Source organism: Ancylomarina salipaludis (genome assembly GCF_004122035.1).
GTDB lineage: Bacteria > Bacteroidota > Bacteroidia > Bacteroidales > Marinifilaceae > Ancylomarina > Ancylomarina salipaludis.
This window is the reverse complement of the sequence record NZ_SAXA01000013.1, coordinates 14,190-39,033: the sequence shown is the minus strand read 5'-3', so window position 1 is coordinate 39,033 and position 24,844 is coordinate 14,190. Positions and strand designations below refer to the sequence as shown.

The following is a 24,844-nucleotide window of genomic DNA, read 5'->3' as shown; positions in this document are numbered from 1 at the left end:
GTTTATATAATTGGGATAATGCTTGGGTTTTGTTTATTTTTATCGGGAAAAATAAATTTTAGCTATGCCTTGTTTAAAGAAAGTTAAGCTGTTACTATTGTTGCTTTTTATTGTGGTTTTCATTGCGTGTTCACAGAATAAAAAAAACAAACAAACATGCTTCTTGTCAGAAAAATATACTCACTTTCCTTATCGTATTAATCAACCAAGCAGGACCTATGTTTTAAGTGTGGAATTAAGGGAGATTTCTGGTTTAACCTATAAAGGAGATCACAAATTGCTTTGTGTTAATGATGAACAGGGTTCTATTTTTGAGTATGATACACAGAACAGAAAAATAACTCAACGTATTAAGTTCGCAAAAAAAGGTGATTTTGAAGCTGTTGAGTTGGTGGGAGACAAGGCTGTGGCTTTACGTAGTGATGGTAAGCTGTATTTTATTGAGGATTTATCTCATTCAAAAAGCGAAAGTATCAAGGTGAAAACAGGGCTCGGGGATAAAAATGATACCGAGGGGTTAGCTTATGACGTTTCCAATCATACTTTACTAATAGCTTGTAAAGGGCTTGCTCATAACGATTCGGCTTATATGGATAAGAGAGCAATTTATCGTTATTCGATTAAGGATAGTAGTTTGAGCCAGTATCCCGATATTCTAATTGATCAGGGAGAATTAGAGACGATTTTAAATTTGGATCCCTACACTAAATTCTCAAATAAGTTATTGAAGGGGGGCAATCCTTCTAAGGGTAATTTGACTTTTCAACCATCAGCTTTAGCCATTCATCCCATTAGCAGAAATATCTATGTGTTAGGCTCGGTCGGGAAATTACTTTTGGTGCTGAGTCCTCAGGGTGAACTATTGGCTGTGAATAGACTTAAACATAAAATTTTTCCTCAACCTGAAGGCATTTGTTTTACTCCGGACGGGACTCTTTTTATTTCGACAGAAGGAAAAATGATGTCAGGCAAGATTTATCAGTTTGATTATAAGCCTAACACGAAGAATTGATTTAAAAGTTAATTCAAATTTTAATTGCTTTATTTTATAATCGATTATTTCAAAAACAGCGATGACTAAATATATCCTATATCTGTTTTTTTCTTTATTTTCTTTTAGCGTTTTCGGAAATTCAGAGTTTTCTGTTTCGGATAGCACTCAACTAAAGCATAGCGTTTATTTTGTGGGCGATATTGGAGAAGGGCCATTGGTTAAAGCTAATATGGAGATGCTAAGAGGGCAATTGTTAGAATCCGGAACAAAAGGCACTTTGGTTGTTTTAGGGAATACCATTTCGAAGGAATATTTGTGCCGTGATAGAGAAGACGATGAATTTGAAAGTAAAGATTTGAATGATTTCCTTGATTTAGTAAAAGACTTTAAAGGAAAAGTAGTCTTTACTCCCGGTGATCAGGAATGGACTTTAAATAAAAAGAATGGTTGGGAATCATTGATGGATTTTGAGAATTACGTTGAGGATTATTTAAATAAAGGAGATGTATTTTTACCATCGGGAGGTTGTCCTGGTCCGATTGAGATTGACTTGAGCGATGATATTGTTCTTTTGGTTATTGATTCGCAATGGTGGTTGCATTTGGGTGAAAAACCGGAAGCTGAATGTGGGTTTGAGAATACGGCAGACTTTTTAATTCAATTGAGTGATGCCTTTAAACGAAATGAAAATAAAAAGTTAATTCTGGCAAGTCACCATCCCCTATATAGTGGTGGGAATCATGCAGGACATTTCTCTTTTCCGGGCCCCGTTGAATTGTATCGGAAATTGCTGGGAACATCCCAGGATTTTGCCTCACCATATTATAAGCAAATGCGTTATATGGCTAAACAGTTGCTTGGTAAATCAACTCGGTTAATTTCTGTTGCTGCTCATGATAATAGCTTGCAGTTTAAACAGATTGGAGACTCATATCAGGTGGTTTCGGGTTCAGCAAGTCTGGCAACTTATGTGAATGAAAAAAAAATGGATTTTGCTTTGCGAGAAGTGGGTTTTTCCAAATTGAATTTCTATGATGATGGTCGTGTGTTTCTTGAATTTTGGACTGTGGGTAAAGAGGGGGAAACAGCACCTCATTTGGCTTTTACAAAATACCTTTATAAATACGTCCCTCTTTCTGATGATGAAATATTAAAGCGAGATCAAGCAATTGATTTTTCAGATAGTACAATAAGAATTGCTGCGAGCCAGATTTATAATACGACCAGTCAATTTAAATTAAATTACCTCGGTCATAATTACCGTGAGGAGTGGGCAACGCCCATTCAGGTACCTGTTTTTGATATTGGTAAGGAAAAAGGAGGCCTGAAAATTTTAAAGCGTGGAGGTGGTCAACAAACAAGATCATTGCGACTTGAGGCTAAGGATGGGCATCAATATGTCTTGCGTTCTGTTGAAAAATATACAGAGAAAGCGATTCCTCAGAGCCTGAAAAAGACACTAGCGGCTCATATTGTACAGGATGGTATTTCAGAGTCATATCCTTATGCTGCTCTTGCTGTGCCCAAAATGGCTGAGGCTGCAGGCGTTTACCATACCCAACCTAAAATTGTATATGTGCCCGATGATACTCGTTTGGGGATTTATCAGGATGGTTTTAAGAATGAACTTTTTTTATTTGAGGAGAGAGCTTCAGGGGACTGGTCGGATTCTCGTTTGTTTGGTGGAACCAAAGAGATCTTAAGTACGGATAAACTTTTGAAAAAACGCTATAAAAATTCCAATATTGTTGTTGATGAGGATGCTGTTTTAAGAGCCCGGCTTTTTGATATTTTTCTAAACGATTGGGACAGGCACGATGATCAGTGGCGATGGGCAAGTTTTGAAGAAGATGGCAAAACGATTGTTCGGCCTATTCCTCGGGATAGGGACCAGGTTTTTTTCTATACGGATGGGAAACTTCCATGGTTGATGCGTCGAAAGTGGCTGATACCGAAATTTCAGGTATTCGATTCCATCGTTGAGAATGTTTCAGGATTGGGTTTCAATTCCCGTTATTTTGATCGTAGCTTTTTATCGTCAAAAACGAAAGCGGAATGGGAGTATATGGCTAATGATTTGAAAACTAAATTGAGTGATGAGGTTATTGAGGCAGCAGTCTCAGACTTACCTCCCGAAGTTTTTGCGATATCCGGTGATGTTTTGATTTCAAAACTAAAAGCCCGTCGGGATCTTTTGCCTCAAATGGCGACGGATTTTTATTCCTTTTTAGCCAAAGGAGTTGATGTTGTAGGAACTAACGAAAGCGAGCTTTATAAAGCCAATTGGAATGAGGATGGGAGTTTGAATGTAAAAGTATATCGTTTATCAAAAAAGCATAAGAAGGAAGATCTGATTTATACTAGGACATTTTATCCCAATGAAACCAAAGATGTGCGATTGTTTGGTTTAAAAGGTAAAAATCAGTTCAAAATTGAAGGGAAACCCTCAGGGAAGGGGGTTAGGCTTAAACTTATTGGAGGTAAAGGCAAAGATAAATTCAATTTGGAAAATACTCGAAAAAGTCAAGTGAGTGTTTATGATAAAACAAAAATTCATATTAATAAGGATGCTGTTTATAGGAATAAAACCTCAAACAGTGCTGAGGTAAATGTTTACAATAGAAAAGCCTTTAAATATGATATAGTTAGTCCAATGGTTAATGCTAATTTTGTTAGTGATGATGGTTTGATTTTAGGTGCAGGAGTGAATTATACAGCACATGCCTTTAAGAAAGAACCTTTTGCATCCAAACAAAAACTCTTGGTTAATTATGCATTTAGTTACCCTTCCTATCAGATTAAATATTTGGCAGAAATAAATTCTGTTTTTAGAAATATTGATTTTGAAGGACGTGTGAATTATAATTCACCAAATTTCCAGGGTTATTATTACGGAATGGGAAATGATAGTGAGAATATTCATACAGAGGATAACAAGTATAACAGGCTGCGTTTTGAAAGATTGAGTATAAATCCGCAATTGAGATTTAATTTTAATGCCAAACATCAAATAAAAGCAGGTGTTTTTTTCGACCAATCAAGACTGCAAAGGACTGGTAATCGGTTTGTGACGGATTATTCGAATCCGATTAATGATTTGGATCCCGAAAAGGATTTTTCGACAAGGAAATATTTAGGAATAAATATTGATTATATTTGGGATTCCAGAAACTCAGAGGTACTTCCTTCGCGCGGTATCTATTGGCAGTCGGATTGTCAAGTTTTCAGGGGATTAGGGCGGAACGATCGGGATTTTAATCGGGTTTCGTCTGACATGCGCTTGTATTTTAGTTTCAGCCCACCAGCAAGAACAGTTTTTGCTTTTCGAGTGGGTGGAGCGTACAATTCTGATGGTTATTCCTTAGTTCATGCGAATAGATTGGGGCTGAAATCAAATTTAAGAGGATTTCCATTGGATCGATTCGCAGGAGATGGCGTATTTTATCAAAATACAGATATTCGGTTCAGGCTATCACAGTTTAGAACCTATTTATTAGCGGGGGAATTTGGCCTTTTAGCTTTTAATGATATTGGACGAGTTTGGATTTCGGGAGAACGTTCAGAAAGCCTGCACCATGGATATGGTGGTGGTTTATGGCTTTCGCCTTTTAAATTGATGATAATTACAGCTAATTATAGTTGTTCTAAGGAAGATAATCTTTTTTCATTGGAATTTAGGTATATGTTTTAGTAGAGCCTGGGAAAATCGATTTTGTTGCATTGAGGAGTAGAATTTAATGTTAATATGGTAGAGAAAGCAAGTTATAAAATCCTGTTGGTGGAGGATGATTTCATAAATGGAAAGATTGTCAAAACCCTGCTTGAAAAAGCCAATTATAGTGTCGAGTGGGTTAATAATGGGAAAGAAGCATTGGAGGTTTTAATCCCCAACTCAGAAAAATATGATTTGGTCATTATGGATATTCAGATGCCTATTATCAATGGTTACGAGGTTAGCGTCAATTTGAGAGAGATAGGTATTAAGATTCCTATTATATGCATGACGGCAAATGCGTATAGTGATGAATATATAAAGTCGAAAGAAGCTGGAATGAATGATCATATCTCAAAACCTGTAACAAAAACGGTTCTTTTTGAGATGCTTGATAAATATTTATAGATCTGTTTTTGATCTACTTATTTGCGTGTATAACGTACTGAAAATTTAAATTATTGCGGATGAAAGTTTGTATTGCAGAGAAACCAAGTGTTGCGCGTGAAATTGCGATGATTTTGGGGGCTAAGAGTCAGAAAAATGGTTATTATGAAGGTAATGGCTATCAAATTTCCTGGACTTTTGGACATCTGTGTACACTTAAAGAACCAGGTGATTACAATTTGAATTGGAAATATTGGCATTTGAATGATTTGCCCATGATTCCAGGACGTTTTGCAATTAAAGTGATTGATGATACTGGCGTTCAAAAGCAGTTTGACATCTTGGCAAAATTAATTGAAAATGCAGAAGAAGTGATCAACTGTGGTGATGCCGGCCAGGAAGGAGAGGTGATACAGCGCTGGGTCCTTCATAAAGCAAAATGCAATGTGCCAATTAAGCGCTTGTGGATTTCATCTCTTACAGAAGAGGCGATTCGTGAAGGATTTGAGAACTTAAGAGATGGGAAAGAATTTGATCGCTTATATGCGGCAGGTTCATCACGAGCTATTGGAGACTGGCTTTTGGGAATGAATGCCACACGTTTGTTTACGCTTAAATATGGAAGTGGTAAAAATGTGCTTTCCATTGGTCGTGTACAGACACCAACTTTGGCACTGATTGTGAATCGTCAGAAAGAGATCGATAATTTTATTCCCCAAACTTATTGGGAACTAAAAACGGTTTATCGTGAGGTTACATTTTCAGCAACTCGCGGACGTTTTGATAAAAAAGAAGAAGGTGTTGAATTCTTAAGTAAGATTAAGTCAGAGCCTTTTGAAGTGGTTTCTTTTGAGCGAAAAGCAGGAAAGGAATTGCCACCCCAGTTGTACGACTTGACTTCTCTGCAGGTTGATTGCAATAGAAAGCTGAATTTGTCTGCTGAAGAGACCTTGCGAATAATCCAAAGTTTGTATGAGAAGAAATTAACGACATACCCGAGAGTAGATACCACCTATTTAACCGATGATATTTATAAAAAAATACCCGAGATTCTTAAGAAATTAACGCCTTATAAGGAGTTTACAGAAGTGTTGCTTGGAGAAAAAATACGTAAATCGAAAAAGGTATTTGATAATAAAAAGGTGACCGATCACCATGCGATTATTCCAACTGGTGTTCAACCCGGAGGGTTGCGTTATGAAGAAAAGCAGGTTTACGATTTAGTAACGCGACGCTTTATTGCTGTTTTCTACCCTGATTGTAAGGTGAGTAATACAACGGTGATGGGACAAGTGACTAATATCGATTTTAAAGCAACCGGAAAGCAGATTATTGAACCCGGTTGGCGTGTTCTTTTTTCAAAAGACAGCAATGTGGGTGAGGGAACAATTTTACCTGTGTTTGAGAAAGGTGAAAGTGGGGAGCATATTCCCGATTTAGCAGAGAAACAAACGCAAGCACCTAAATATTATTCTGAAGCGACTCTTTTGAGAGCTATGGAAACTGCCGGAAAGCAGGTTGATGATGATGAGTTGAGGGAGTTGATGAAAGAAAATGGGATTGGGCGTCCTTCTACCCGGGCAAATATTATTGAAACACTTTTTCGACGAAAGTATATTAAAAAAGAGAAAAAACGTTTAGTGGCAACGGTTGCCGGTATTCAGTTGATTGATACTATCGAAAACGAACTTTTGAAATCAGCAGAATTGACGGGACTTTGGGAGAAAAAACTGAGAGATATCGAACAAGGAAACTACGAAGTTGATCAGTTTATGCTAGAACTAAAGCAGATGGTTTTTAATATCGTTAAGGATGTGAAATCGAGAACGCATATTCAGAAGATTGCTGCTGTGGAAGAGGAGAAGGAAAAAGAGAAATCTCAAAAGAAAGCACCTGCTAAAGCAGTAGAACTAACTTGTCCTAAATGCCAGGCGGGTGAAATTCTAAAAGGGAATAGTTCCTGGGGATGTAGCAATTGGAAGAATGGTTGCGATATCCGTTTGCCATTTGAATTTCAGAATAAAAAACTGACTGATAAACAAATAGAAGCTTTAATATTAAAACAGAAAACACCCAAAATAAAAGGATTTGAGATTGACGGGGAAAAGCAGAATGGTATCTTGATTTTGGATCCTTCTTTTGAATTGAGTTTCGTTCCTGAAGAAGCTGAAGTGTGGCATTGTCCTTTGTGTAAGGATGGTACAATGATGAAAGGAAACGCTGCTTACGGCTGTTCAAATTATAAGCAAGGCTGTCGTTTTATTATTCCTTTTGAATTTATGGGCAAGAGTCTTTCAGAATCTCAGATAAAATCTTTGGTTACAGATAGAAAAACCAAGTTGATTAAAGGTTTTACCCATCCTGAAACACAGGAGAAAGTAGATGGAAAGTTGATTGTTGATAATATGGGGAAGATTGTTTTTGGAAAGCAATAAGCCTATTTGTAAATGAAAAGCTCAGTCTTAATCTGAGCTTATTCTTTTAGCATTTTTGGTGTTGTGTAATGAATTAATTTGCCTGATCGGGCATGGATATTAGACCAGTTTTCAACATCGAACTCTATTCCTATTGTTGTACCTGTTGGCACATGTAGATAAGATTTATCCAGTAGTTTATAGGCCCATGAAGCAATATCCGGATTATGACCAAAAACCCATACATGGTCAAATTGCCCGGCTTTATCTTCTAGCATTTCTAGAAACTCCTGAGTACTAAAGCCGTGGTAAAGATGTTCTACCTGAACGATTTTATCCAGTTGAATATTGAAGCGATTTGCAAAAAGTCTGGCAGTTGCGATAGCCCTGTTGGCAGGGCTGGATATGATCAGATCGGTATGAATTCCTTTTTTGAATAAATAATCTGAAACTAAAGCTGAATCGTTGATTCCTCTACTGGTTAAATTGCGTTCAAAATCACTGATGTCGTAACGAATGACTTCTGTTTTGGCATGTCGAGATAAAATAAGTTGTTTCATCTGTTTAATTTTAATCGGTAGAATATTCTGTCTTTATTTTTTTAAATGCTTGGATAATTCGATTTCTTCAAGGTAAGTGTAAATGTCTTTTTGTGCACGTTTTTTTATTCCCGTTGGCTCATTTTTTAGCTTAATATTATCCATTTTTTCATTAATTAATCGGGCATTTGTGTTGTCGTTTAGTTGAATGTTTAGAATATCAATGAGCTCTTTCTTTAGTTTAGGTTTTTCTATTGGAAAAGCACATTCAATCCGTCGGTGTAGGTTACGTGCCATCCAGTCTGCTGACGAAAGATATACATCTTCAGCACCATTATTGTAAAAATAAAAAACGCGGGCATGCTCCAAATACTGATCTACAATACGAATAATTCTGATATTCCTGGAATAAGGTTTATTCGGAATTAAGCAACAAATACCTCTTATAATCAAATCGATTTTAACGCCTTTGCTGCTGGCTTCGTAAAGTTTTGTTATCATTTCACGTTCTTGTAAACCATTCATCTTTAAAATGAGATGTCCTTTTTCACCTTTTTCCACATGGCTAATCTCGCGGTCTATCATTTTTATGAATTCATCCATCATATTGAATTTCCCGATGAGAAGTTTATTGAATTTACATTCTGTTTTTTGATTCTCAAGATATCTGAACAGGAGTTTTAGTTCGGATATGGTTGTTTCATCGGAGGTGAAAAACCCATGATCGGCATAAATTCGGGCTGTTTTTTCATTAAAATTACCCGTGCTGAGGTAGGCATAATCCTCTTTATCAGTTTTTCTGATCACCAAAGCGATTTTAGCATGAACCTTAAGTCCTGGTAGGCTATATATAATTTTAACACCTGCCTTGGTCATTGCTCTAGCTGAATTCATATTGGCTTCTTCATCAAATCTGGCTTTAAGTTCTACCAAAACGGTTACTTTTTTTCCGTTTAGAGCTGCATTAATCAAAGCGTTGACAACGGCTGAGTTTTCAGCAACACGGTACTGAGTCGCCTTAATCTCTTCCACCTTGGGATCAAGGGCAGCTTCATTCAAAAAACGAATAACATACTCGTAAGATTGATATGGATAATGAAGTAAAATATCTTTTTTATGAATCGCTTTAAACATCGATTTACTCTGCCCGAGCTCCTTTACCTTAAGTGCAGACAATGCAGAGTCTTCCAACTCTGCATTTGCGGGGTTAGGGAACTTGAAAAAATCATGAAAGTTGTGATATCGTGCTCCTTTAACCAGTTCGTTATTGGTCAGATTAAATGCAAGCTTCAATAAGTTTAAAAAATCACGAGGAATATTTTCGTCATATAAGAAACGTGATGGAACCCCGGTTTCACGTTTTTTCAGATTTCGTTCAATCATACTCATGATATTTCCCGAATATTCATCTTCAATTAAAATATCGGCATCACGACTCATTTTAAAGCTGTATGCCGAATCGATTTTGAAGCCAGGGAACACAACTTTCATGTGAAGTTTCACGATGTCGTCGATGAACATGATGTGGTGTTTTTCGTTGATTGCAGGCAGTTCAATAAAACGGTCGAAGCGATTACTGGGAATTTTAACGATGGCGTATTTAGCTCTCTTAGGCTTGTCGGGATTATCTTTCTTGCTTGTTTTTTTATACAGTTTTACCGCCAGATAAATGGCATTATTTTGTAAAAAGGGTTGAATCTGTTTTCTCAAAAGCAGCATAGGCTGCATATATGGCAATAGGTTATCAAGGAAAAATTCTTTCGTAAACTCATAGTGCTCTTCGCAAATTGGTTCCCCTTGCAAGAGAACAATATTATTTTTAAGCAGTTCAGGTACGATTTCGTTGGTGAAAATCTTACCAAATTCCACTTGTTGCTTATGAACTTGCTGTTTGATTTTTTTTAGCGTATGATCAGGATTTTCTCTTAATTGTAGTTTGTCTTCAATAGGGAGCTCTGTAAATCGTTGGTATGATGCTACCCGAATTCGGTAAAATTCATCCAGATTGGAAGAATAAATTGCTAGAAACTTAATTCTTTCATACAGGGGTAAATCTTTATTTCGAGCTTCATCCAAAACTCTATTATTGAAGGATAACCAACTTAAATCGCGATTGAAAAACTGATATTTCGACATATAACTGATAGATTCAAAATGTGTTCTAACAAAATAAGAAAATTTTACATAGGCATTACACGTTCTTTAATCAAATTAATTTTGTGTTTTACTTAACCTATGTAATTGCTTATTGATTGCCTGCATCCAATTCGTGCAATTTCTTAAAGCGCGTTACTTTAGACATGGGAGCTAATAAGTAAAGGTAGTTTAGTCTGCTCACAGGATCCCTGAAACGTCTCTCATCTTCCTTAACTTCTTCCATGGCAATATTAATTTCTGAAGCCGATGATCTCATAAACATGACCTGATTTTGATATTCGAAATAGAACCAAGTCCCATCTTCGAGCTCCATGTACAGATACATACGGTTACCTCGCCTGTTTTTTCGAATTTCAATTTTACCTTTTACGATACAGTTGAATCCTGTATTTAAGACACTTCCAAGTTCGAGCTCACCAAGTGAGTAATAGGCTTTGTTTTGAGCATCCCATGTTAGCTTAACCTGATTAAAAAACAGGGTTTGTTTAATGGTATCGGGTAGGGCATGATAGGTGCTTTTTTCCTTAATCTCTTTGATAATTTTATCCGATTCTCCATTAGGGAATATCAAAGGGAAAGTTCTAAGGAAATGTTCATTGTTTAGGTTGCTGGGTCTTTGCACCGAGTTTGAAATATATTTACTCATCATTTTTAATAAATGTTCTGAGAAATAAAAATCAAAGCCCAAACAGGTATTGATTGTAAGCTTGCTTTTATCTGAATCGTAATTAAGAGTTCCTGCAGCTGTGGTCTTTACATGCCCAAGCTTTACGCCGAAGTTGATTAGACCTTCACCATTCAGATCACAATTAGTCATATTGTAAGAAATCATATCGCCCGGAAGATCGGGATTGTGAAGTTTTTCCTCGCTTGCAATTTGATAAAGGTTTTGATTCTTGTTGTAGGTTAGATAACCAGCAATCGTAAGAAGAGGATTATCGGTATAGAATTTTCTTGTTGACAAAAATGCAGGGTAGATATGGATCGAATCATTGGTTAGATACAATGAGTTGAAAATCTTTACATTTTCTTTATCGCGACCAATGGTGTCAATTGGGATCAGTATATTTTGGGGATCAATTGGTGCATTAAAAGACAGCCATCTATGTTTGATGTTGTCGCATTTATTATGAATTTGAGTCTCTCCATCAAAACGTAAATGTTTATCTCTGGCTGCCAGATGAACCTGACCTTTAAAATCAAAATCCGGACTTAGAGTAAAGGATTTGGCTTCTGGTAAAACACCTGAGGCGATGGTTTGTCCTGTTGAGTCTACACTGATCTCATTGAAATAGATTTCTTGTTCTTCATCCAATTCATCTTTGTAGGTGTAAAATCCGGTTCCGGTATACTCTCTTTTTCCTTTCACTTCAATCATCGCATCGGTGATTTTATGAAAATGGAGGAGGGTATCTACCAAAATTTCACAGTTACTTAAAGGTTCAAGATACCCATCATTTTTAACCGTGATATTTCCATGCAATGGCAAAATATTAGCATCGGCAACCTTCAATTTTTCAACAAATTTAGCAGCTATGGCATAATCAGTTGTGTCGTAAATGGCGTATGGCGTTTCAAAACTTAAGGAGTCCTGATCGAAATGAGTTGAAATAAATGTGTTAAATGATTCTTTGGGTAAACTGTTGATTTGTCCGGTTTCCCACAGCTGATTCAAATTCGCCAACTCTTCACTTCCAAATTCAATTTGATCATTGGTCATATTCCACTTAAAACTATTGAGTTGACAGATATAATTATTTGATGGAAAACTACTGTAGTTGCCATCTATAGTGCTTTTGAAATCAGTTCGTTGAGTTTTTAAATCGATCACTGCATTACACGATGCTGCCTTAAAGGAGTAACCTGCTTCATTATGACTCAGAAGTTTAAATTTACTGGTATCAGCAGTAATTCGACGTCCTGAATAATTGAAATGATCTGAGGTAAATGAACCATTGGCATAAATCATTTCTCCGGAACCATCCATTTTATCCTTGGTAATATTTATAATTCCCGTTAATGATGCATAGCCTTCGTACATCCCCAGAGGAGAACCTTTGCCTTGACTTTGAATTCTGAACTGATCTTTAGCTGTCTGCCATTCAACCCAAATGTTTTTACCACTGATATCAGGATGTGAGTAAGGAGTCGTTTGAGCCATAAGTGTATACGATTCAGCTTGTCCCTTTGCTCTGTCTGGTAAGAAAACAAAATGATCGGAGACAATTTTAGTATTTCGTTCAGTGAAAGTCCCTTTACCCCATAATCCATCATTGTTTAGGAAAAGTGAATCTGTAAAAGTCGCTTTATTATAAACTAAAACCCCATTCTTGTCTATAGCATGCGCAAAACCAATTGAGTTGTCGTTGTTGACAATTAAATTTTCACGGAAGCCAGGAACGATTCCACCGGATTTAAATTCGCCCTGAAATTGTAAATCCTGATCAGATAGTTTATTGATGTTGTCGATGCTAAACGGGTCTACTTTTACATAGAATTTATCCTTTTTGTAAACGCCATTCTGTATAAAAGTCTTATCGTAGTACAGATAGGATGAGTCATATGAATTGAAGATGGGATATTGTTCCAGATATTTGTTTCCTGATTTATTGGAAGGGTCGTCAATCAGAAGATTGGCCGTAGCATTTTTCACAATATTTTCAAGGAATATCGCGTTTCGTTTGGCAAACTGACCTTTATCATCCGAAGGAATATAGGCTTTTAAAGAATCGATAAGTCCCATGTCAACTTTAAAGTGATTGTAGGAGAAATTGAAGTTTTTACCATACATATTTAGAGGTCCCGCTTTTACCAAACCACTAAATTCAAAATCCCGATTTTGTTTTACCAATAATTTTCCGCCTCGGGGAACAAATGTTACATTTTGAGAGTTACTGACTGATACCTGATCTACGCCGTTTATTTCGAGATGAAAATTTTTCAGATTAAGTGTCGCATCATCCTGAAGTTTTTCAGTTTTGGATGTAAAATGGATAACATCGTAATCTTGTTGGCCCATAGCAGCTGCGATGTAATTGGCACTGCGTTTTTCGATTGTGATTTCATCATTTGATGCATCGTAATTTACAAAACCCTGAAAGGATAAGCCAATCACCTGTTGACGAACCTGACTAATTGGTTTTTTGATATAATTGGCATATTCTTCTGTAGTAAAGCTGTTGGAATACATATGCTCGGCAAAGGCATTTAGAAGAACCAATGGATGTTTATCATCCATCCCCTGAAGCTTTAAGTAATGATTATTTGTAAAATAATTTATGGATTCAAATTTTGCCAAACGATGAGAAGCTCCTTTCATCTTTTGAAAATGAATGATGTCTTCGTCCATTTTCCAATGAAGAATTCCAAAATCCATTAGCAGATTGTGATAGTTGTTGAAATAGGGGCTTTGGGACATGCCGGTTCCGTCTCGCGTTAAGATGAGTTCCTTATCGTTGATTAAGATTTTTAAATGAAGATTGGGATGATATATTTTAAACGTATCAAGATGAATGGTGATTTCGGCATCTTTCCCTATAATTTTATTGTTTGAAAAACTAAAATATTCCGATGAGGCTTCAATAAATAAGCTGTCGTTTCGTGTTAGTTTTATGCTTGCAGGTAGCTCAGAATTTCCTTTCCCGATAAATTTTGCCCCTTGAATCGCGATTCCTCCTTTATAGCTGATGTTTTCGAATAAGCTGTCAATTGCGATGTTTTGATCAAAGGAATTAAAACGGGGATACGTGGCTAAGCTTGGGTTTTTAACCACGTTTACTCGTTCTGTTAGTGAGCCGGATATCCAGCTTTTAAAAAGCTGTTTATTTCTGTATTGTACTGTATCTACTTCAATTTTGGGTTTGGTAATATCAATCTGGTAATTTTTAAACTCGGCATATTCATCTGAGGATAATTTACCAGCTCTTGTCCATGCAATTTTTCCTTCTGAGCCAATCCATTCTTTTTCGAAAGGGTAGTAAATACCACTTGCATTGTATATTGTGCAGCTGTCTTTTTGTGAATAACAAACAAGCTCGGTTTTATCAAAAACAATTTTGAGTTTATCGTCATAGACAAAATGATAATTTGCCGATTTTGTTTTCCATTTTGTTGAAAACGATTTATAGAGCAGACTGTCTTGGAGTAAATTATTCGTTTGTTTTATAAACTCGTTGATGTTTTTAAGTTTAGCTTTGGGTGTATTTAATTCGTGAAGCAGTCCCTTTTGCCAATTTGTGTAATCGGTTTCACTTAACCCTTTTTCGTTAAACAGGATAAGACTGTTGAAATAGTCGTAGAAGTCGGGGACAACACGAGCTCTTTTTTTTCTGAATTGTTCACATATTGAAAGAACAGAATCTCTTTGTGCAGTGTTTAGCTGTGCTTGGGTCCAGAAATTTTGAAATTTTTCCTGAAAGATTTTTTTGTCTTTATTATCTAAGGAGGGGTGATTCATAAGCACGTCTACCTCACTTATTTTAGTTAAAGAATCCTGATTGAAGGTATTCGCCTTAGTTGATAAATTGGCTATAAGAAATCCTAAAAAAATAAGTGAGAATAGGTACTTTGACATTGTTGGTTATTTTATATTCTTAAAATTAAATGCTTGCTTTTTATTTTTTTTCAAAACGCACGGCAACCCAATTGTTATCAACTTTATGGTTTATATAAGTCAAACCGTTTTTTTCAGCTTCTTCCTGAATAGCCTTTAAATCTTCGGTGTAAAAACCACTCATAATTAGGTTTCCATGTTGAGGTAAACAAGCTATGTATGATTTCATATCGTTTAAAAGAATATTACGATTGATATTCGCAAGAACAATATCGTATTCTTTTCCCTCAAGAAGCTTGGCATCACCCAAGTAAACAGAAACATTATCTGCCTTATTGTTTTTAATGTTTTCAAGCGAGTTTTTATATGGCCATTCATCAATATCGATGGCGTCAACCATTCTTGCTCCTCGTTTTGAGGCTAATATGGCAAGCAGACTGGTTCCACAACCCATATCAAGTACTCTTTTGTTTTCGATGTCGCTATCCAAAATACTCTGAACCATAAGCGAAGTGGTTGAGTGATGCCCTGTTCCAAAAGACATTTTAGGGTCGATAACTATATCATAAGGAACCTCTGGTGTATTGGTATGAAACGAGGCACGAATAACAACTTTATCGGAGATGATAACAGGTTGGAAGTTTGATTCCCAAACGGCATTCCAATCTTGAGATACAACTGTTTTAAAGGTGTAATTTAATTTGAAATTCGATTCAGGAAGGTAATCCAGGCTAATTGCTTTAACCGCTTCGATATCAAAAAGATCTTCAGTGATATAGGCGTCTACAGAATCTTCATTTTCAGTAAAGCTGTCGTAGCCAAGCTCTCCAAGTTCTGAAATCAGAATCTGAGCAATGGCTTCGTTATAAGGGGTAATCTCACATTTTAGTTCAATGTAATCCATTTGTTGTAATATTTAGTTGAAAGTTTTTTACAGATTTTATGTTGTAACTTACAAAAATAATCTTCTTCGCTTAAAAGTCTCCATTTATTTAAGAATAAAGCAATATCTATTTTTTGTGTTGGCAAATAATAAGATCTGAGTTTTAAATCTCCAGTCGATAACAGTCTGGCTGTTAGTGTTATAGTATTTGTGCAACCGTTTTCGTTATTTGAAATTGTTCTAAACTTCTTGTTTGGAGTTCTATTCTTATTGACATTAAATCAAATATTGGTATAATTGCATCAATTAATAGGATAAAATCTTGTTTTAATTACAATCTACAAGTAAACAAATGGATTTTCTTGCAATTTATTTCTACGTTGTTGCATATTTGGTAAGCTTTTTTGAAATTTTCGGAGGCCTATAATCCATATTCCCTTTTTTCAGATTTTAAAATCTGATTTTCTCTCTGAGTACATTTTTTTTGGACATGATTGACCGATTGTTAATCCGTATTTCTATAAGTCTAGAAATAGATACCCAAAATATATCTTGAAAATATTTAAATAATAAACAAATACTAATAGTATGCAAAAGTCACTATTGTTAGGTGTTGAAGCTATTGCTCAAGGGGCGATTGACGCTGGAATGTCAGGTGTTTACGCTTATCCAGGAACACCTTCTACTGAAATTACAGAGTACATTCAGCATTCAAAAATTGCTAATGAGCGTAAGATTCATAGCGAATGGTCAGCGAATGAAAAAACAGCTATGGAAACTGCTCTTGGTATGTCATATGCTGGTAAAAGAACCATGGTTTGTATGAAACATGTTGGCTTGAATGTAGCTGCTGACTGTTTTATGAATGCTGCCATTACCGGAGCTAACGGTGGTATGATCGTTACAATTGCTGATGATCCATCAATGCACTCTTCTCAGAATGAGCAAGATTCACGTGTGTATGGTAAGTTTGCAATGATTCCTATTCTTGAGCCTTCAAATCAGCAAGAAGCTTACGATATGACTCGCTTTGGTTTTGAATTGTCTGAGGCTTTTGGAACGCCGGTAATGATGCGTATTACAACACGTTTGGCACACTCTCGTGCTGGGGTTGAGCCAGTTGCTGAGATTGCAGCTGAGAATGAAATGCATTTGCCTGAAGATAAGCAACAGTTTGTATTATTGCCAGGTATTGCTCGTCGTCGCTATAAATTGTTGTTGTCTAATCAAGAGAAATTCGAAGCGGCTTCTGAAGATTCTCAATTCAATCAATATACCGAAGGTTCAGATAAATCTCTTGGTGTAATCGCTTGTGGTTTGGGATACAATTATTTGATGGAGAATTATCCTAATGGCGATTGTCCATTCCCTGTGTTAAAAGTTAGCCAATACCCACTTCCTCGTAAGATGATGGAAAAGATCACTTCGGAATGTGATAAAGTGATGGTTCTTGAAGAAGGTTATCCGGTAGTTGAAGAATTATTGAAAGGTTATTTAGGAAAAGAAGCTGTAATCGGTCGTTTGGATGGCACTTTATCACGTGATGGTGAGTTGACTCCTGATATGGTTGCAAAAGCTTTAGGAATGGAAGTTGAAGAAGGAATGGCTATTCCTGATTTGGTTGCTGCCCGTCCACCAGCATTGTGTGTTGGTTGTAGCCATCATGATGTTTATAAAGCATTGAATGAAGTCATTGCTGAATATGGTGAAGGTCGCGTATTTTCTGATATCGGATGTTATACTTTAGGTGCATTGCCTCCATACCGTGCTATTAACACGTGTGTTGATATGGGTGCTTCTATTACTATGGCTAAAGGTGCTGCAGATGCAGGTCTTATTCCTGCTGTTGCAATGATTGGTGATTCTACTTTCACTCACTCAGGAATGACAGGTTTATTGGATGCTATCAATGAGAATTCACCGATCACTGTTATTATTTCTGATAATGAGTCTATTTCGATGACTGGTGGTCAGAAGTCTTCTGCTAAAGGAAAACTTGAAGCTATTTGTGAAGGTTTGGGGGTTGATCCGGAGCATATTAAAGTTTTCACATCTCTTCCTAAGAAGCATGAAGAAGTGAAAGATATTATTCGTAAAGAATGTGATTATCAGGGTGTATCAGTAATTATTCCTCGTCGTATTTGCGTTCAGAAGAATGTTCGTGATCAGAAGATTAAAAAAGCTATGAAAGCTAAAGCTGCTGCAAAAGCTTAATTTTAATTTTTGCCTAAAATAAATCAATAATTCAATGTATCAGAAAGTGATCTTGGTTGCTTTTTGAGAATAAAATAGCATACATATGAAACGAGCCAAAGATGAACTTTTCAAGAATGGAAAAGGATTCATATTGGCGACTTCCATCTGACCAAAATTTTAAATTATAAACAGATGAAAACAGATATGGTTATTGCAGGTGTTGGCGGACAAGGAATTCTTTCCATTGCTGCTGCTTTAGGATCTGCTGCTTTAGATAATAATTTACACATGAAACAAGCTGAAACTCATGGTATGAGTCAGCGTGGTGGTGATGTTCAGTCATTCATGAGAATTTCTGATAAGCCAATTTACTCGGATTTAATTCCTAAAGGTGGTGCTGATATTATTTTATCAGTAGAGCCAATGGAGGCTTTGCGTTACCTGCCTTACCTTAAAAAAGGGGGGTATGTGGTTGCGAATTCATCTCCATTTATCAACATTCCTGATTATCCTAACGAGGATGAGTTAGTTAAGACAATTGAAGCTTTACCAAACTATGTATTGATTGATGCTGACAAGATTGCTATGGAAGTAACAGGTTCTACAAGAGCTTTCAATTTTGTGATGTTAGGAGCTGCGTCTCCGTTTATCGATGTGCCTTTTGAATATCTTGAGGAAGGTATTCGTAAGATTTTTGGTAAAAAAGGTGAGGATGTAGTCCAGATGAATATTGATGCTCTGCATGCAGGACGTAAATTCTCTGAAGAAAACAAATAGATATATCAAAAAATACTGACCATTTTTCGATGGTTGATGAACAGAAAGCCTCGGTGTATATTCATCGGGGCTTTCTATTGCACTTTATTTATCTATGCTTTGTTGTCTAATATCTCACTAATAGTTCTAAGGCAAGTTGCAATTTCTCTTTTAAATGGATGATTGGGCATGATACCACTTTCAGCATCAAGACCATTTAATATACCCATCCAAATGGCACTTATACCAAAACCAACAAGCACATCTTTTTTATAATTAGGAACGAATATCTCACGAAATTTTTCCGTGAAGTTATTAAAGAGTATTGCAATGTTGAAGGTGTAAGAAGCGTCTTTAGCTTCTTGGTTTTTGATGTGGTAGTTTATAGCTTGCACAAATGGTAAAGCCAGTTTTTCAGCTTCAGAGTAGATGCTTTCTTTTTGCTTAAGGCTTATTTCCATATCGTTTAAACCTTGTTTGATAAGCAAGTCAATATCTTCTGTTTTTAGAGATTCTTTAAGTAAAATGGGATCCATATGTAATGCTATTTTTAATTTGGAAAGCTAATTTAGGATTATTCTTTTTAATAATCGGGTTTATTTAGATTAAATTTAATGATAGATTTTTGGGTATAAAAAAAGCGCCTCGTATGAGACGCTTAGTTATTTAATATTGTTTTTTAGGCTGTTTGGAGTTCCCTGGCTTTTTTTCTGTGAAGCAAATAAGAAGGTAGCCATGAGAAGAATGCACCGAGTAATGCTACAATTACCAATAAGCTTGGGTTTCCAATATCACTTAAAGCAAATACAATAGCGATAAATAAGATGTTTACTCCCATAATTCGTATTGAAGCATGGACATGTTTGTATCCAAGGCTGATCATGCGATGATGTACATGGTTTTTATCAGGTTCAAAAGGTGACCTTTTATTTTTGATACGAATAAACATCACTCTAAGGGTATCAAATAATGGCACAGCAAGAATCCCAATAGAAACAGCTGGTGCAGCTTTTACTGCATATTTAAATTCAGGGTAAATATTTAATTCATTGAAGTGAATCATTAGAATTGAGATTAACAGGCCTAGAATAAGAGAACCTGTATCTCCCATGAATATCTTATTCTGTTTACCAAATACATTGAAACGAAAGAAGGCTATTAATGCTCCGAGTAAGCTCCCAGCTAATACAACATATTCGTAATGTCCCGTAATATAGAACCAAACCCCAAATGTGAGAGTGCAAATACCACTGATACCCGAGGCTAAACCATCAATTCCATCGATTAAGTTGAAGCCATTAGTTACAACTATAATAACAAAAATGGTGAAAAGAATACTTACAAAATAATTAAGTTCGTGAATACCTAATATACCATGGAAATTAGTGAAACGGATATCTCCAAGAATAATAACAACTAATGCTGCAAATATTTGTCCCAATAATTTTTTTCTTGGGGAAATAACCATGATATCATCTTTTACACCTAAGCCAAATACAATTAGTGTTGCAGCAATAATATATTTCAACTCATGAATTAAAAATCCATTGCTAAATATTAGAATAGATAAAGCAAAACCCGTGAAAATGGCTATACCTCCCAATGAGGGAACAATTGTTGTATGCGATGAACGATGATTGGGTTCATCATATAATTTTTTCTCTTTAGCTAGGTGTATTACAGATGGTATAATCTTGTAACATACTATTAATGAGAAAAGAAAACTAGCAATAATGTAGAAGTGGTGTGTGAAAGGATACATAAGTTTAGTTTCAATTTCAAAATTCACTGACAAATGTATGAATTATATGCCGTAAATCAAGTTGTCAAATCTGTCAAGTTTGTTTAATAGTATGAAAATGACACATTAATGATTGAAAATAATAGTTGATTTATTCAATACATACTTTTATTTTCTTGACAGGAATTGTGTATGAATTTACGATTTTTTTAGATAATCACCCATTTTTTTGATGTGAAAAGAATATACCTTAGAATATAAGTATCTGGGAAATCATCCTAATTAATGCCGTTAATAAATCATAATAATTAATGATGAAAATGCTGGTGATATTTATAATTTAATATACGTATGAATATATTGTTTATGATGTTTTTTTTAATATTTATTGTAATATTTTGTTGTAATTGAGATTTTACGCTGATGTTTACATTTTGAAAATCAGGTTCTTTTGTACTGATTCTTTTGTGGGTAGAATTGGATTGGACTCTTTATCCCTGAATTATCCGAAGAATTTACTTTTAGAGGAAGTTCTGCTTTTGATGATTATATGTGAGGAAATAATAATGAAGGCAAATTCAGTTTTTTTTCTAAATAGAGAGAGTTGGAGATTAACCTCCAACTCTTTTTGTTTTGTAATTCGCATTATTTAAAATGTCAATGATTTTTTCTCTGTGATCGCCTTGTATCAGAATTTCACCATCCTTGACAGAGCCTCCAACACCACATTTTGATTTTAGGAGCTTTCCAAGATCTTTTAAATCGTCTTCACTTCCCACAAAACCAGTAACGAGTGTAACCGCTTTCCCTTTACGCTGTTTTTTATCAATCATTACTTTTAAGTTTTGTTGTTGAGGAGGGAGCGTTTCTATTGTTTCGTCTTGCTCGTATTCGTATTCATAATTGGGGTTTGTAGAATACACGATATTTTTTTTGTTGTTTTTTGCCATGATTTCGATATTTGATCATACAAATATAAGTACTAAAATTAGTGACTGGGACATGTCATGTGTTTTTTACACCAAGGGAGTAATATGATTCTGCCCAATGGAATCTCTTGATCATACTTAATCCATTTCTCAAAGGCTGCTGTATCAATATGATTTAGTGACTGTTTCTAGTATAATAAGTAAGCTTTTTCTGTTTTAAGAGAGTTTCATAAATCCTGTTATAATTGATTGCCTACATTTTGCTAATGCGTTCAATTGAAGAATTTGATGAAAATTGGTTTTGTGAGATCAATCAGTTAAGAAATCTTTTCATTTAAATTGATAATTTTTTCTTCAATATGAAGCTTAACATCGTTTTTTTTGATTGGGCTTATATCTGTTATATTCTTGACGATTTGTTTTTTGACTTGATACTTAATTCTGTTTAGAAGTCATATTTATTAAAGAAATATAACCTTATTAGGGTATAATTTAGATTCAAACTAAAATGTTTTATGGCAGAAAAAAAAAACCAGTATAATGTAGAGTGATTAACACTAACTCTTTACTTTTGAAAAGTGAATTAACATTGGTTGAGCGGAGGTTATTGTTTTGAATTCCAGCTTTTTTGATGTAGTTTCGGATTAAGAATTTATTTATTTTATCATAGAAAGTGATGAACAAGATAGTTGAAAAAGAATATTTTTCAGAGAAAATCGTAAAAATCGTTGTAGAAGCGCCTTTAATTGCAAAATCTCGTAAGCCGGGAAATTTCGTTATTCTACGCGTAGGTGAAAAAGGAGAACGTATTCCATTAACCATAGCTGGAGCTGATATTGCTAAAGGAACTATAACCTTAGTTGTGCAGAAAATGGGTGTCTCATCAACCAAAGTATGTGATCTTGAAGTTGGTGATTATATCACTGATTTAGTAGGTCCATTAGGTAAGCCAACTGAGATTCATAATTTAGGAACAATCCTTTGTTGTGGTGGTGGTGTAGGTGTTGCGCCTCTATTACCAATTGTTGAAGCTTATAAAAAGGCAGGAAACAGAGTGGTAACTATTTTGGCGGCTCGTAGCAAGGATCTAATCATTCTTGAGGATGAAATGCGTAAGCATTCTGACGAGTTGATTATCATGACAGATGATGGTTCTTATGGTAAAAAAGGTTTAGTAACCGAAGGAATGGAAGAAGTTATTAAGAGAGAAAAAATCAATGAGTGTGTGACTATAGGTCCTGCAATCATGATGAAATTCTGTTCTTTATTAACTAAGAAGTATGAAATTCCAACTGTTGCTAGTTTAAATAGTATCATGGTTGATGGTACAGGTATGTGTGGCGCTTGTCGTGTTACAGTTGGTGGAAAAACCAAATTTACTTGTGTAGATGGTCCTGAGTTCGATGCTCACCAAATTGATTTTGAAGAGATGATGTCTCGACTTGGTGGTTATAAGAAAGAGGAAGTTGATAAATTTGATCAATTTCAGAAATAAGGGATTCAAAATACGAATAGCAACACAAAAATAACAGGACAATGGAAAGGTCTGAAGAATATATCAAGAACGAAAGAAAACAAGACTGGAGAGTAGCTCTTCAGAAAAAGACAAAAGCTAAAGATCGTATGTCGATTGAGCGAGCACTTATGGCTGAAACTGAGCCAGAGCTTCGTATCAAATCGCAACGTATCGAAGTAAATACAGGTTTAACTCAGGAACAAGCCATTCTTGAAGCAACTCGTTGTATGGATTGTGTGAATCCAACTTGTATGGAAGGTTGCCCGGTTAGCATTAATATTCCTAAGTTTATTAAGAATATCGAACGCGGCGAAATTCTTGAAGCGGCTTCAGTATTGAAAGAAACATCGGCTTTGCCAGCAGTTTGTGGTCGTGTTTGTCCACAAGAATTGCAGTGTGAGCAAAAATGTTTCTATGTTGAGAAATTAAATCAACCTGCTGTAGCAATTGGTTATTTGGAACGTTTTGCTGCTGATTTCGAAAGAGAGTCAGGTCATCTTGCTACACCAGAATTACGTCCTTCAAATGGTATTAAGGTTGCTGTGATTGGCTCAGGTCCTTCCGGACTTTCATTTGCTGGCGATATGGCTAAATTGGGTTACGATGTGACCGTATTCGAAGCCCTTCACGAAATTGGAGGAGTATTAAAGTATGGTATTCCTGAATTCCGTTTGCCAAATGCTGTAGTTGATGTTGAGATTGAAAGTTTACGCCGCATGGGTGTGAAATTCATCACGAACTATATTGTAGGACAGACTGCTAGCCTTGACGATTTGAAAGCGGATGGTTACAAGGCATTCTATGTAGGATCTGGTGCTGGTTTACCTCGATTCATGAATATTCCAGGTGAGAATGCCAATGGTATTTTATCTTCAAACGAATACTTGACTCGTGTGAACCTGATGGGTGCTGACAGCGAAGAATCTGATACGCCAGTATTGAGAGGTAAAAATGTTGTTGTTGTTGGTGGTGGTAATACCGCTATGGACTCTGTTCGTACAGCTAAGCGTTTGGGTGCAGAGCGTGCTATGATCGTTTACCGTCGTTCGGAAGAAGAGATGCCTGCTCGTGTTGAAGAAGTTCACCATGCGAAACAAGAAGGTGTTGAGTTCTTGACATTGACTAATCCTATTGAATACATTGCTGACGAAAACGGTCGTGTGTGCCAGATGAAAGTTCAGAAAATGGAATTGGGCGAGCCTGATGCTTCAGGACGTAGACGACCAGTTCCGGTTGAAGGTTCTGAATACATTCTTGACTGTGAGGTTGTGGTTGTGGCTGTTGGTGTATCACCAAATCCATTGATTCCTAATTCAGTTGAAGGGTTAGAGGTGTCGAAATGGGGAACTATTGAAGTCGTGAAAGATAAGATGCAATCATCTATTCCGGAAATGTTTGCTGGTGGTGATATTGTTCGTGGTGGTGCAACTGTTATCCTTGCTATGGGTGATGGTAGAAAAGCGGCTAAGAACATGGACATCTATTTGACAGAGAAATACCTATCAAACTAATTCGAAAAAAAAGTGTAAGTTTAAATACAAGCACTTATAATAATATTGATTTTAAAAATTCTTAATATGAAAGAGTTCAAATCATTAAATGACATCCTTGATTTTGCCATTAACGAGGAAGCAATGGCTGCTGAATTTTATACAGCTCTTGCTGCAAAAATGAAGCACAAGGAGATTAAAGAAACATTTGAGCAATATGCTATCGAGGAAATGGGGCATCGCGCCAAGCTTGAAGCCATTAAAAATGGTAAAGGGCAGAAGTTTTCTGATGTGAAGATTGCTGATATGAAAATTGCAGACTACTTGGTTGATGTTGACGAAGAGAAAACCAATATTACCTATCAGGAAGCATTAACAATTGCGATGAAAAAGGAGAAAGCTGCCTTTAGATTATATAGCGATTTGGCTGCTGCAACTACTGATGAAGCTGAAAAGAAATTATTTTTGAACTTGGCTCAGGAAGAAGCAAAGCATAAACTAAGATTCGAAGTTGAATACGACGAGAATATTTTGACAGAAAACTAGATCTTCTATTGATTAGATAAAAGCCCCGATTG

The 24,844-nt window shown here is 35.9% G+C and carries 16 protein-coding genes; 9 read left to right on the top strand and 7 right to left on the bottom strand.

Annotated elements, in window-relative coordinates; all coding sequences use genetic code 11:
- The first annotated feature begins 163 nt into the window (after positions 1-163).
- The 4 genes from EO244_RS13220 (at position 164) to EO244_RS13205 (ending at position 7,528) form a co-directional block, all read left to right on the top strand.
- Complete coding sequence (locus EO244_RS13220; protein WP_164977501.1) at positions 164-1,012, top strand: SdiA-regulated domain-containing protein; 849 nt, start codon at positions 164-166, stop codon at positions 1,010-1,012.
- Positions 1,013-1,073: 61 nt separating this feature from the next.
- Positions 1,074-4,685, top strand: coding sequence for a BamA/TamA family outer membrane protein (locus tag EO244_RS13215; protein WP_129255162.1), 3,612 nt, complete (start codon positions 1,074-1,076; stop codon positions 4,683-4,685).
- Between the two features lie 54 nt (positions 4,686-4,739).
- Complete coding sequence (locus EO244_RS13210) at positions 4,740-5,114, top strand: response regulator (protein WP_129255161.1); 375 nt, start codon at positions 4,740-4,742, stop codon at positions 5,112-5,114.
- A 59-nt stretch (positions 5,115-5,173) separates the two neighbouring features.
- Positions 5,174-7,528 carry a type IA DNA topoisomerase gene (locus EO244_RS13205; protein WP_129255160.1) on the top strand — a complete coding sequence of 785 codons (2,355 nt, stop codon included), beginning with the start codon at positions 5,174-5,176 and terminating at the stop codon, positions 7,526-7,528.
- A 38-nt stretch (positions 7,529-7,566) separates the two neighbouring features.
- Here EO244_RS13205 and EO244_RS13200 read toward each other — a convergent pair whose 3' ends face one another.
- The 4 genes from EO244_RS13200 to prmA form a co-directional block, all read right to left on the bottom strand.
- Entirely contained in the window at positions 7,567-8,067 is a 501-nt protein-coding gene (locus tag EO244_RS13200; RefSeq protein WP_129255159.1) for a SixA phosphatase family protein, read from the bottom strand.
- Positions 8,068-8,100: 33 nt separating this feature from the next.
- On the bottom strand, positions 8,101-10,182 hold the full coding sequence (gene ppk1, locus EO244_RS13195) for a polyphosphate kinase 1 (RefSeq protein WP_129255158.1): 2,082 nt from the start codon (positions 10,180-10,182) through the stop codon (positions 8,101-8,103).
- Between the two features lie 109 nt (positions 10,183-10,291).
- Positions 10,292-14,776 (bottom strand): hypothetical protein, encoded by a 4,485-nt coding sequence (locus EO244_RS13190; RefSeq protein WP_129255157.1) that lies wholly within the window; start codon positions 14,774-14,776, stop codon positions 10,292-10,294.
- Positions 14,777-14,816: 40 nt separating this feature from the next.
- Entirely contained in the window at positions 14,817-15,659 is an 843-nt protein-coding gene (prmA, locus tag EO244_RS13185; protein WP_129255156.1) for a 50S ribosomal protein L11 methyltransferase, read from the bottom strand.
- Between the two features lie 567 nt (positions 15,660-16,226).
- On the opposite strand from prmA, the gene EO244_RS13180 reads away from it, so the two are divergent.
- Positions 16,227-17,852: a thiamine pyrophosphate-dependent enzyme gene (locus tag EO244_RS13180; RefSeq protein ID WP_129255155.1), complete on the top strand. Its 1,626-nt coding sequence runs from the start codon at positions 16,227-16,229 to the stop codon at positions 17,850-17,852.
- Positions 17,853-18,026: 174 nt separating this feature from the next.
- Positions 18,027-18,611 (top strand): indolepyruvate oxidoreductase subunit beta, encoded by a 585-nt coding sequence (locus EO244_RS13175; protein ID WP_129255154.1) that lies wholly within the window; start codon positions 18,027-18,029, stop codon positions 18,609-18,611.
- Between the two features lie 92 nt (positions 18,612-18,703).
- Here the strand turns inward: EO244_RS13175 and EO244_RS13170 are convergent, their stop codons facing one another.
- The 3 genes from EO244_RS13170 to EO244_RS13160 form a co-directional block, all read right to left on the bottom strand.
- A complete protein-coding gene (locus EO244_RS13170; RefSeq protein WP_129255153.1) occupies positions 18,704-19,126 on the bottom strand; it encodes a hypothetical protein in 423 nt (140 codons plus the stop codon).
- Positions 19,127-19,269: 143 nt separating this feature from the next.
- Positions 19,270-20,352: a glycosyltransferase family 4 protein gene (locus EO244_RS13165; protein ID WP_129255152.1), complete on the bottom strand. Its 1,083-nt coding sequence runs from the start codon at positions 20,350-20,352 to the stop codon at positions 19,270-19,272.
- A 590-nt stretch (positions 20,353-20,942) separates the two neighbouring features.
- On the bottom strand, positions 20,943-21,281 hold the full coding sequence (locus EO244_RS13160; RefSeq protein WP_129255151.1) for a translation initiation factor: 339 nt from the start codon (positions 21,279-21,281) through the stop codon (positions 20,943-20,945).
- A 655-nt stretch (positions 21,282-21,936) separates the two neighbouring features.
- Between EO244_RS13160 and EO244_RS13155 the strand changes: the two genes are divergently transcribed.
- The 3 genes from EO244_RS13155 to EO244_RS13145 all read left to right on the top strand — a co-directional run bounded on the left by EO244_RS13155 (position 21,937) and on the right by EO244_RS13145 (position 24,812).
- Positions 21,937-22,755, top strand: coding sequence for a sulfide/dihydroorotate dehydrogenase-like FAD/NAD-binding protein (locus EO244_RS13155; RefSeq protein WP_129255150.1), 819 nt, complete (start codon positions 21,937-21,939; stop codon positions 22,753-22,755).
- A gap of 41 nt (positions 22,756-22,796) precedes the next feature.
- Positions 22,797-24,287, top strand: coding sequence for an NADPH-dependent glutamate synthase (gene gltA, locus EO244_RS13150; RefSeq protein ID WP_129255149.1), 1,491 nt, complete (start codon positions 22,797-22,799; stop codon positions 24,285-24,287).
- A 66-nt stretch (positions 24,288-24,353) separates the two neighbouring features.
- Entirely contained in the window at positions 24,354-24,812 is a 459-nt protein-coding gene (locus EO244_RS13145) for a ferritin family protein (protein WP_129255148.1), read from the top strand.
- The last annotated feature ends 32 nt before the right edge of the window (positions 24,813-24,844 follow it).

Bases quoted from the DNA above. Each gene is read 5' to 3' on its own strand.
- EO244_RS13165 (WP_129255152.1), bottom strand. From the start codon at position 20,352: ATGTATCCTTTCACACACCACTTCTACATTATTGCTAGTTTTCTTTTC.
- EO244_RS13160 (WP_129255151.1), bottom strand. From the start codon at position 21,281: ATGGCAAAAAACAACAAAAAAAATATCGTGTATTCTACAAACCCCAAT.
- EO244_RS13210 (WP_129255161.1), top strand. From the start codon at position 4,740: ATGGTAGAGAAAGCAAGTTATAAAATCCTGTTGGTGGAGGATGATTTC.
- gltA (WP_129255149.1), top strand. From the start codon at position 22,797: ATGGAAAGGTCTGAAGAATATATCAAGAACGAAAGAAAACAAGACTGG.
- EO244_RS13155 (WP_129255150.1), top strand. From the start codon at position 21,937: ATGAACAAGATAGTTGAAAAAGAATATTTTTCAGAGAAAATCGTAAAA.
- EO244_RS13170 (WP_129255153.1), bottom strand. From the start codon at position 19,126: ATGGATCCCATTTTACTTAAAGAATCTCTAAAAACAGAAGATATTGAC.
- EO244_RS13200 (WP_129255159.1), bottom strand. From the start codon at position 8,067: ATGAAACAACTTATTTTATCTCGACATGCCAAAACAGAAGTCATTCGT.
- EO244_RS13190 (WP_129255157.1), bottom strand. From the start codon at position 14,776: ATGTCAAAGTACCTATTCTCACTTATTTTTTTAGGATTTCTTATAGCC.
- EO244_RS13215 (WP_129255162.1), top strand. From the start codon at position 1,074: ATGACTAAATATATCCTATATCTGTTTTTTTCTTTATTTTCTTTTAGC.
- EO244_RS13180 (WP_129255155.1), top strand. From the start codon at position 16,227: ATGCAAAAGTCACTATTGTTAGGTGTTGAAGCTATTGCTCAAGGGGCG.
- ppk1 (WP_129255158.1), bottom strand. From the start codon at position 10,182: ATGTCGAAATATCAGTTTTTCAATCGCGATTTAAGTTGGTTATCCTTC.
- EO244_RS13145 (WP_129255148.1), top strand. From the start codon at position 24,354: ATGAAAGAGTTCAAATCATTAAATGACATCCTTGATTTTGCCATTAAC.
- EO244_RS13205 (WP_129255160.1), top strand. From the start codon at position 5,174: ATGAAAGTTTGTATTGCAGAGAAACCAAGTGTTGCGCGTGAAATTGCG.
- EO244_RS13175 (WP_129255154.1), top strand. From the start codon at position 18,027: ATGAAAACAGATATGGTTATTGCAGGTGTTGGCGGACAAGGAATTCTT.
- prmA (WP_129255156.1), bottom strand. From the start codon at position 15,659: ATGGATTACATTGAACTAAAATGTGAGATTACCCCTTATAACGAAGCC.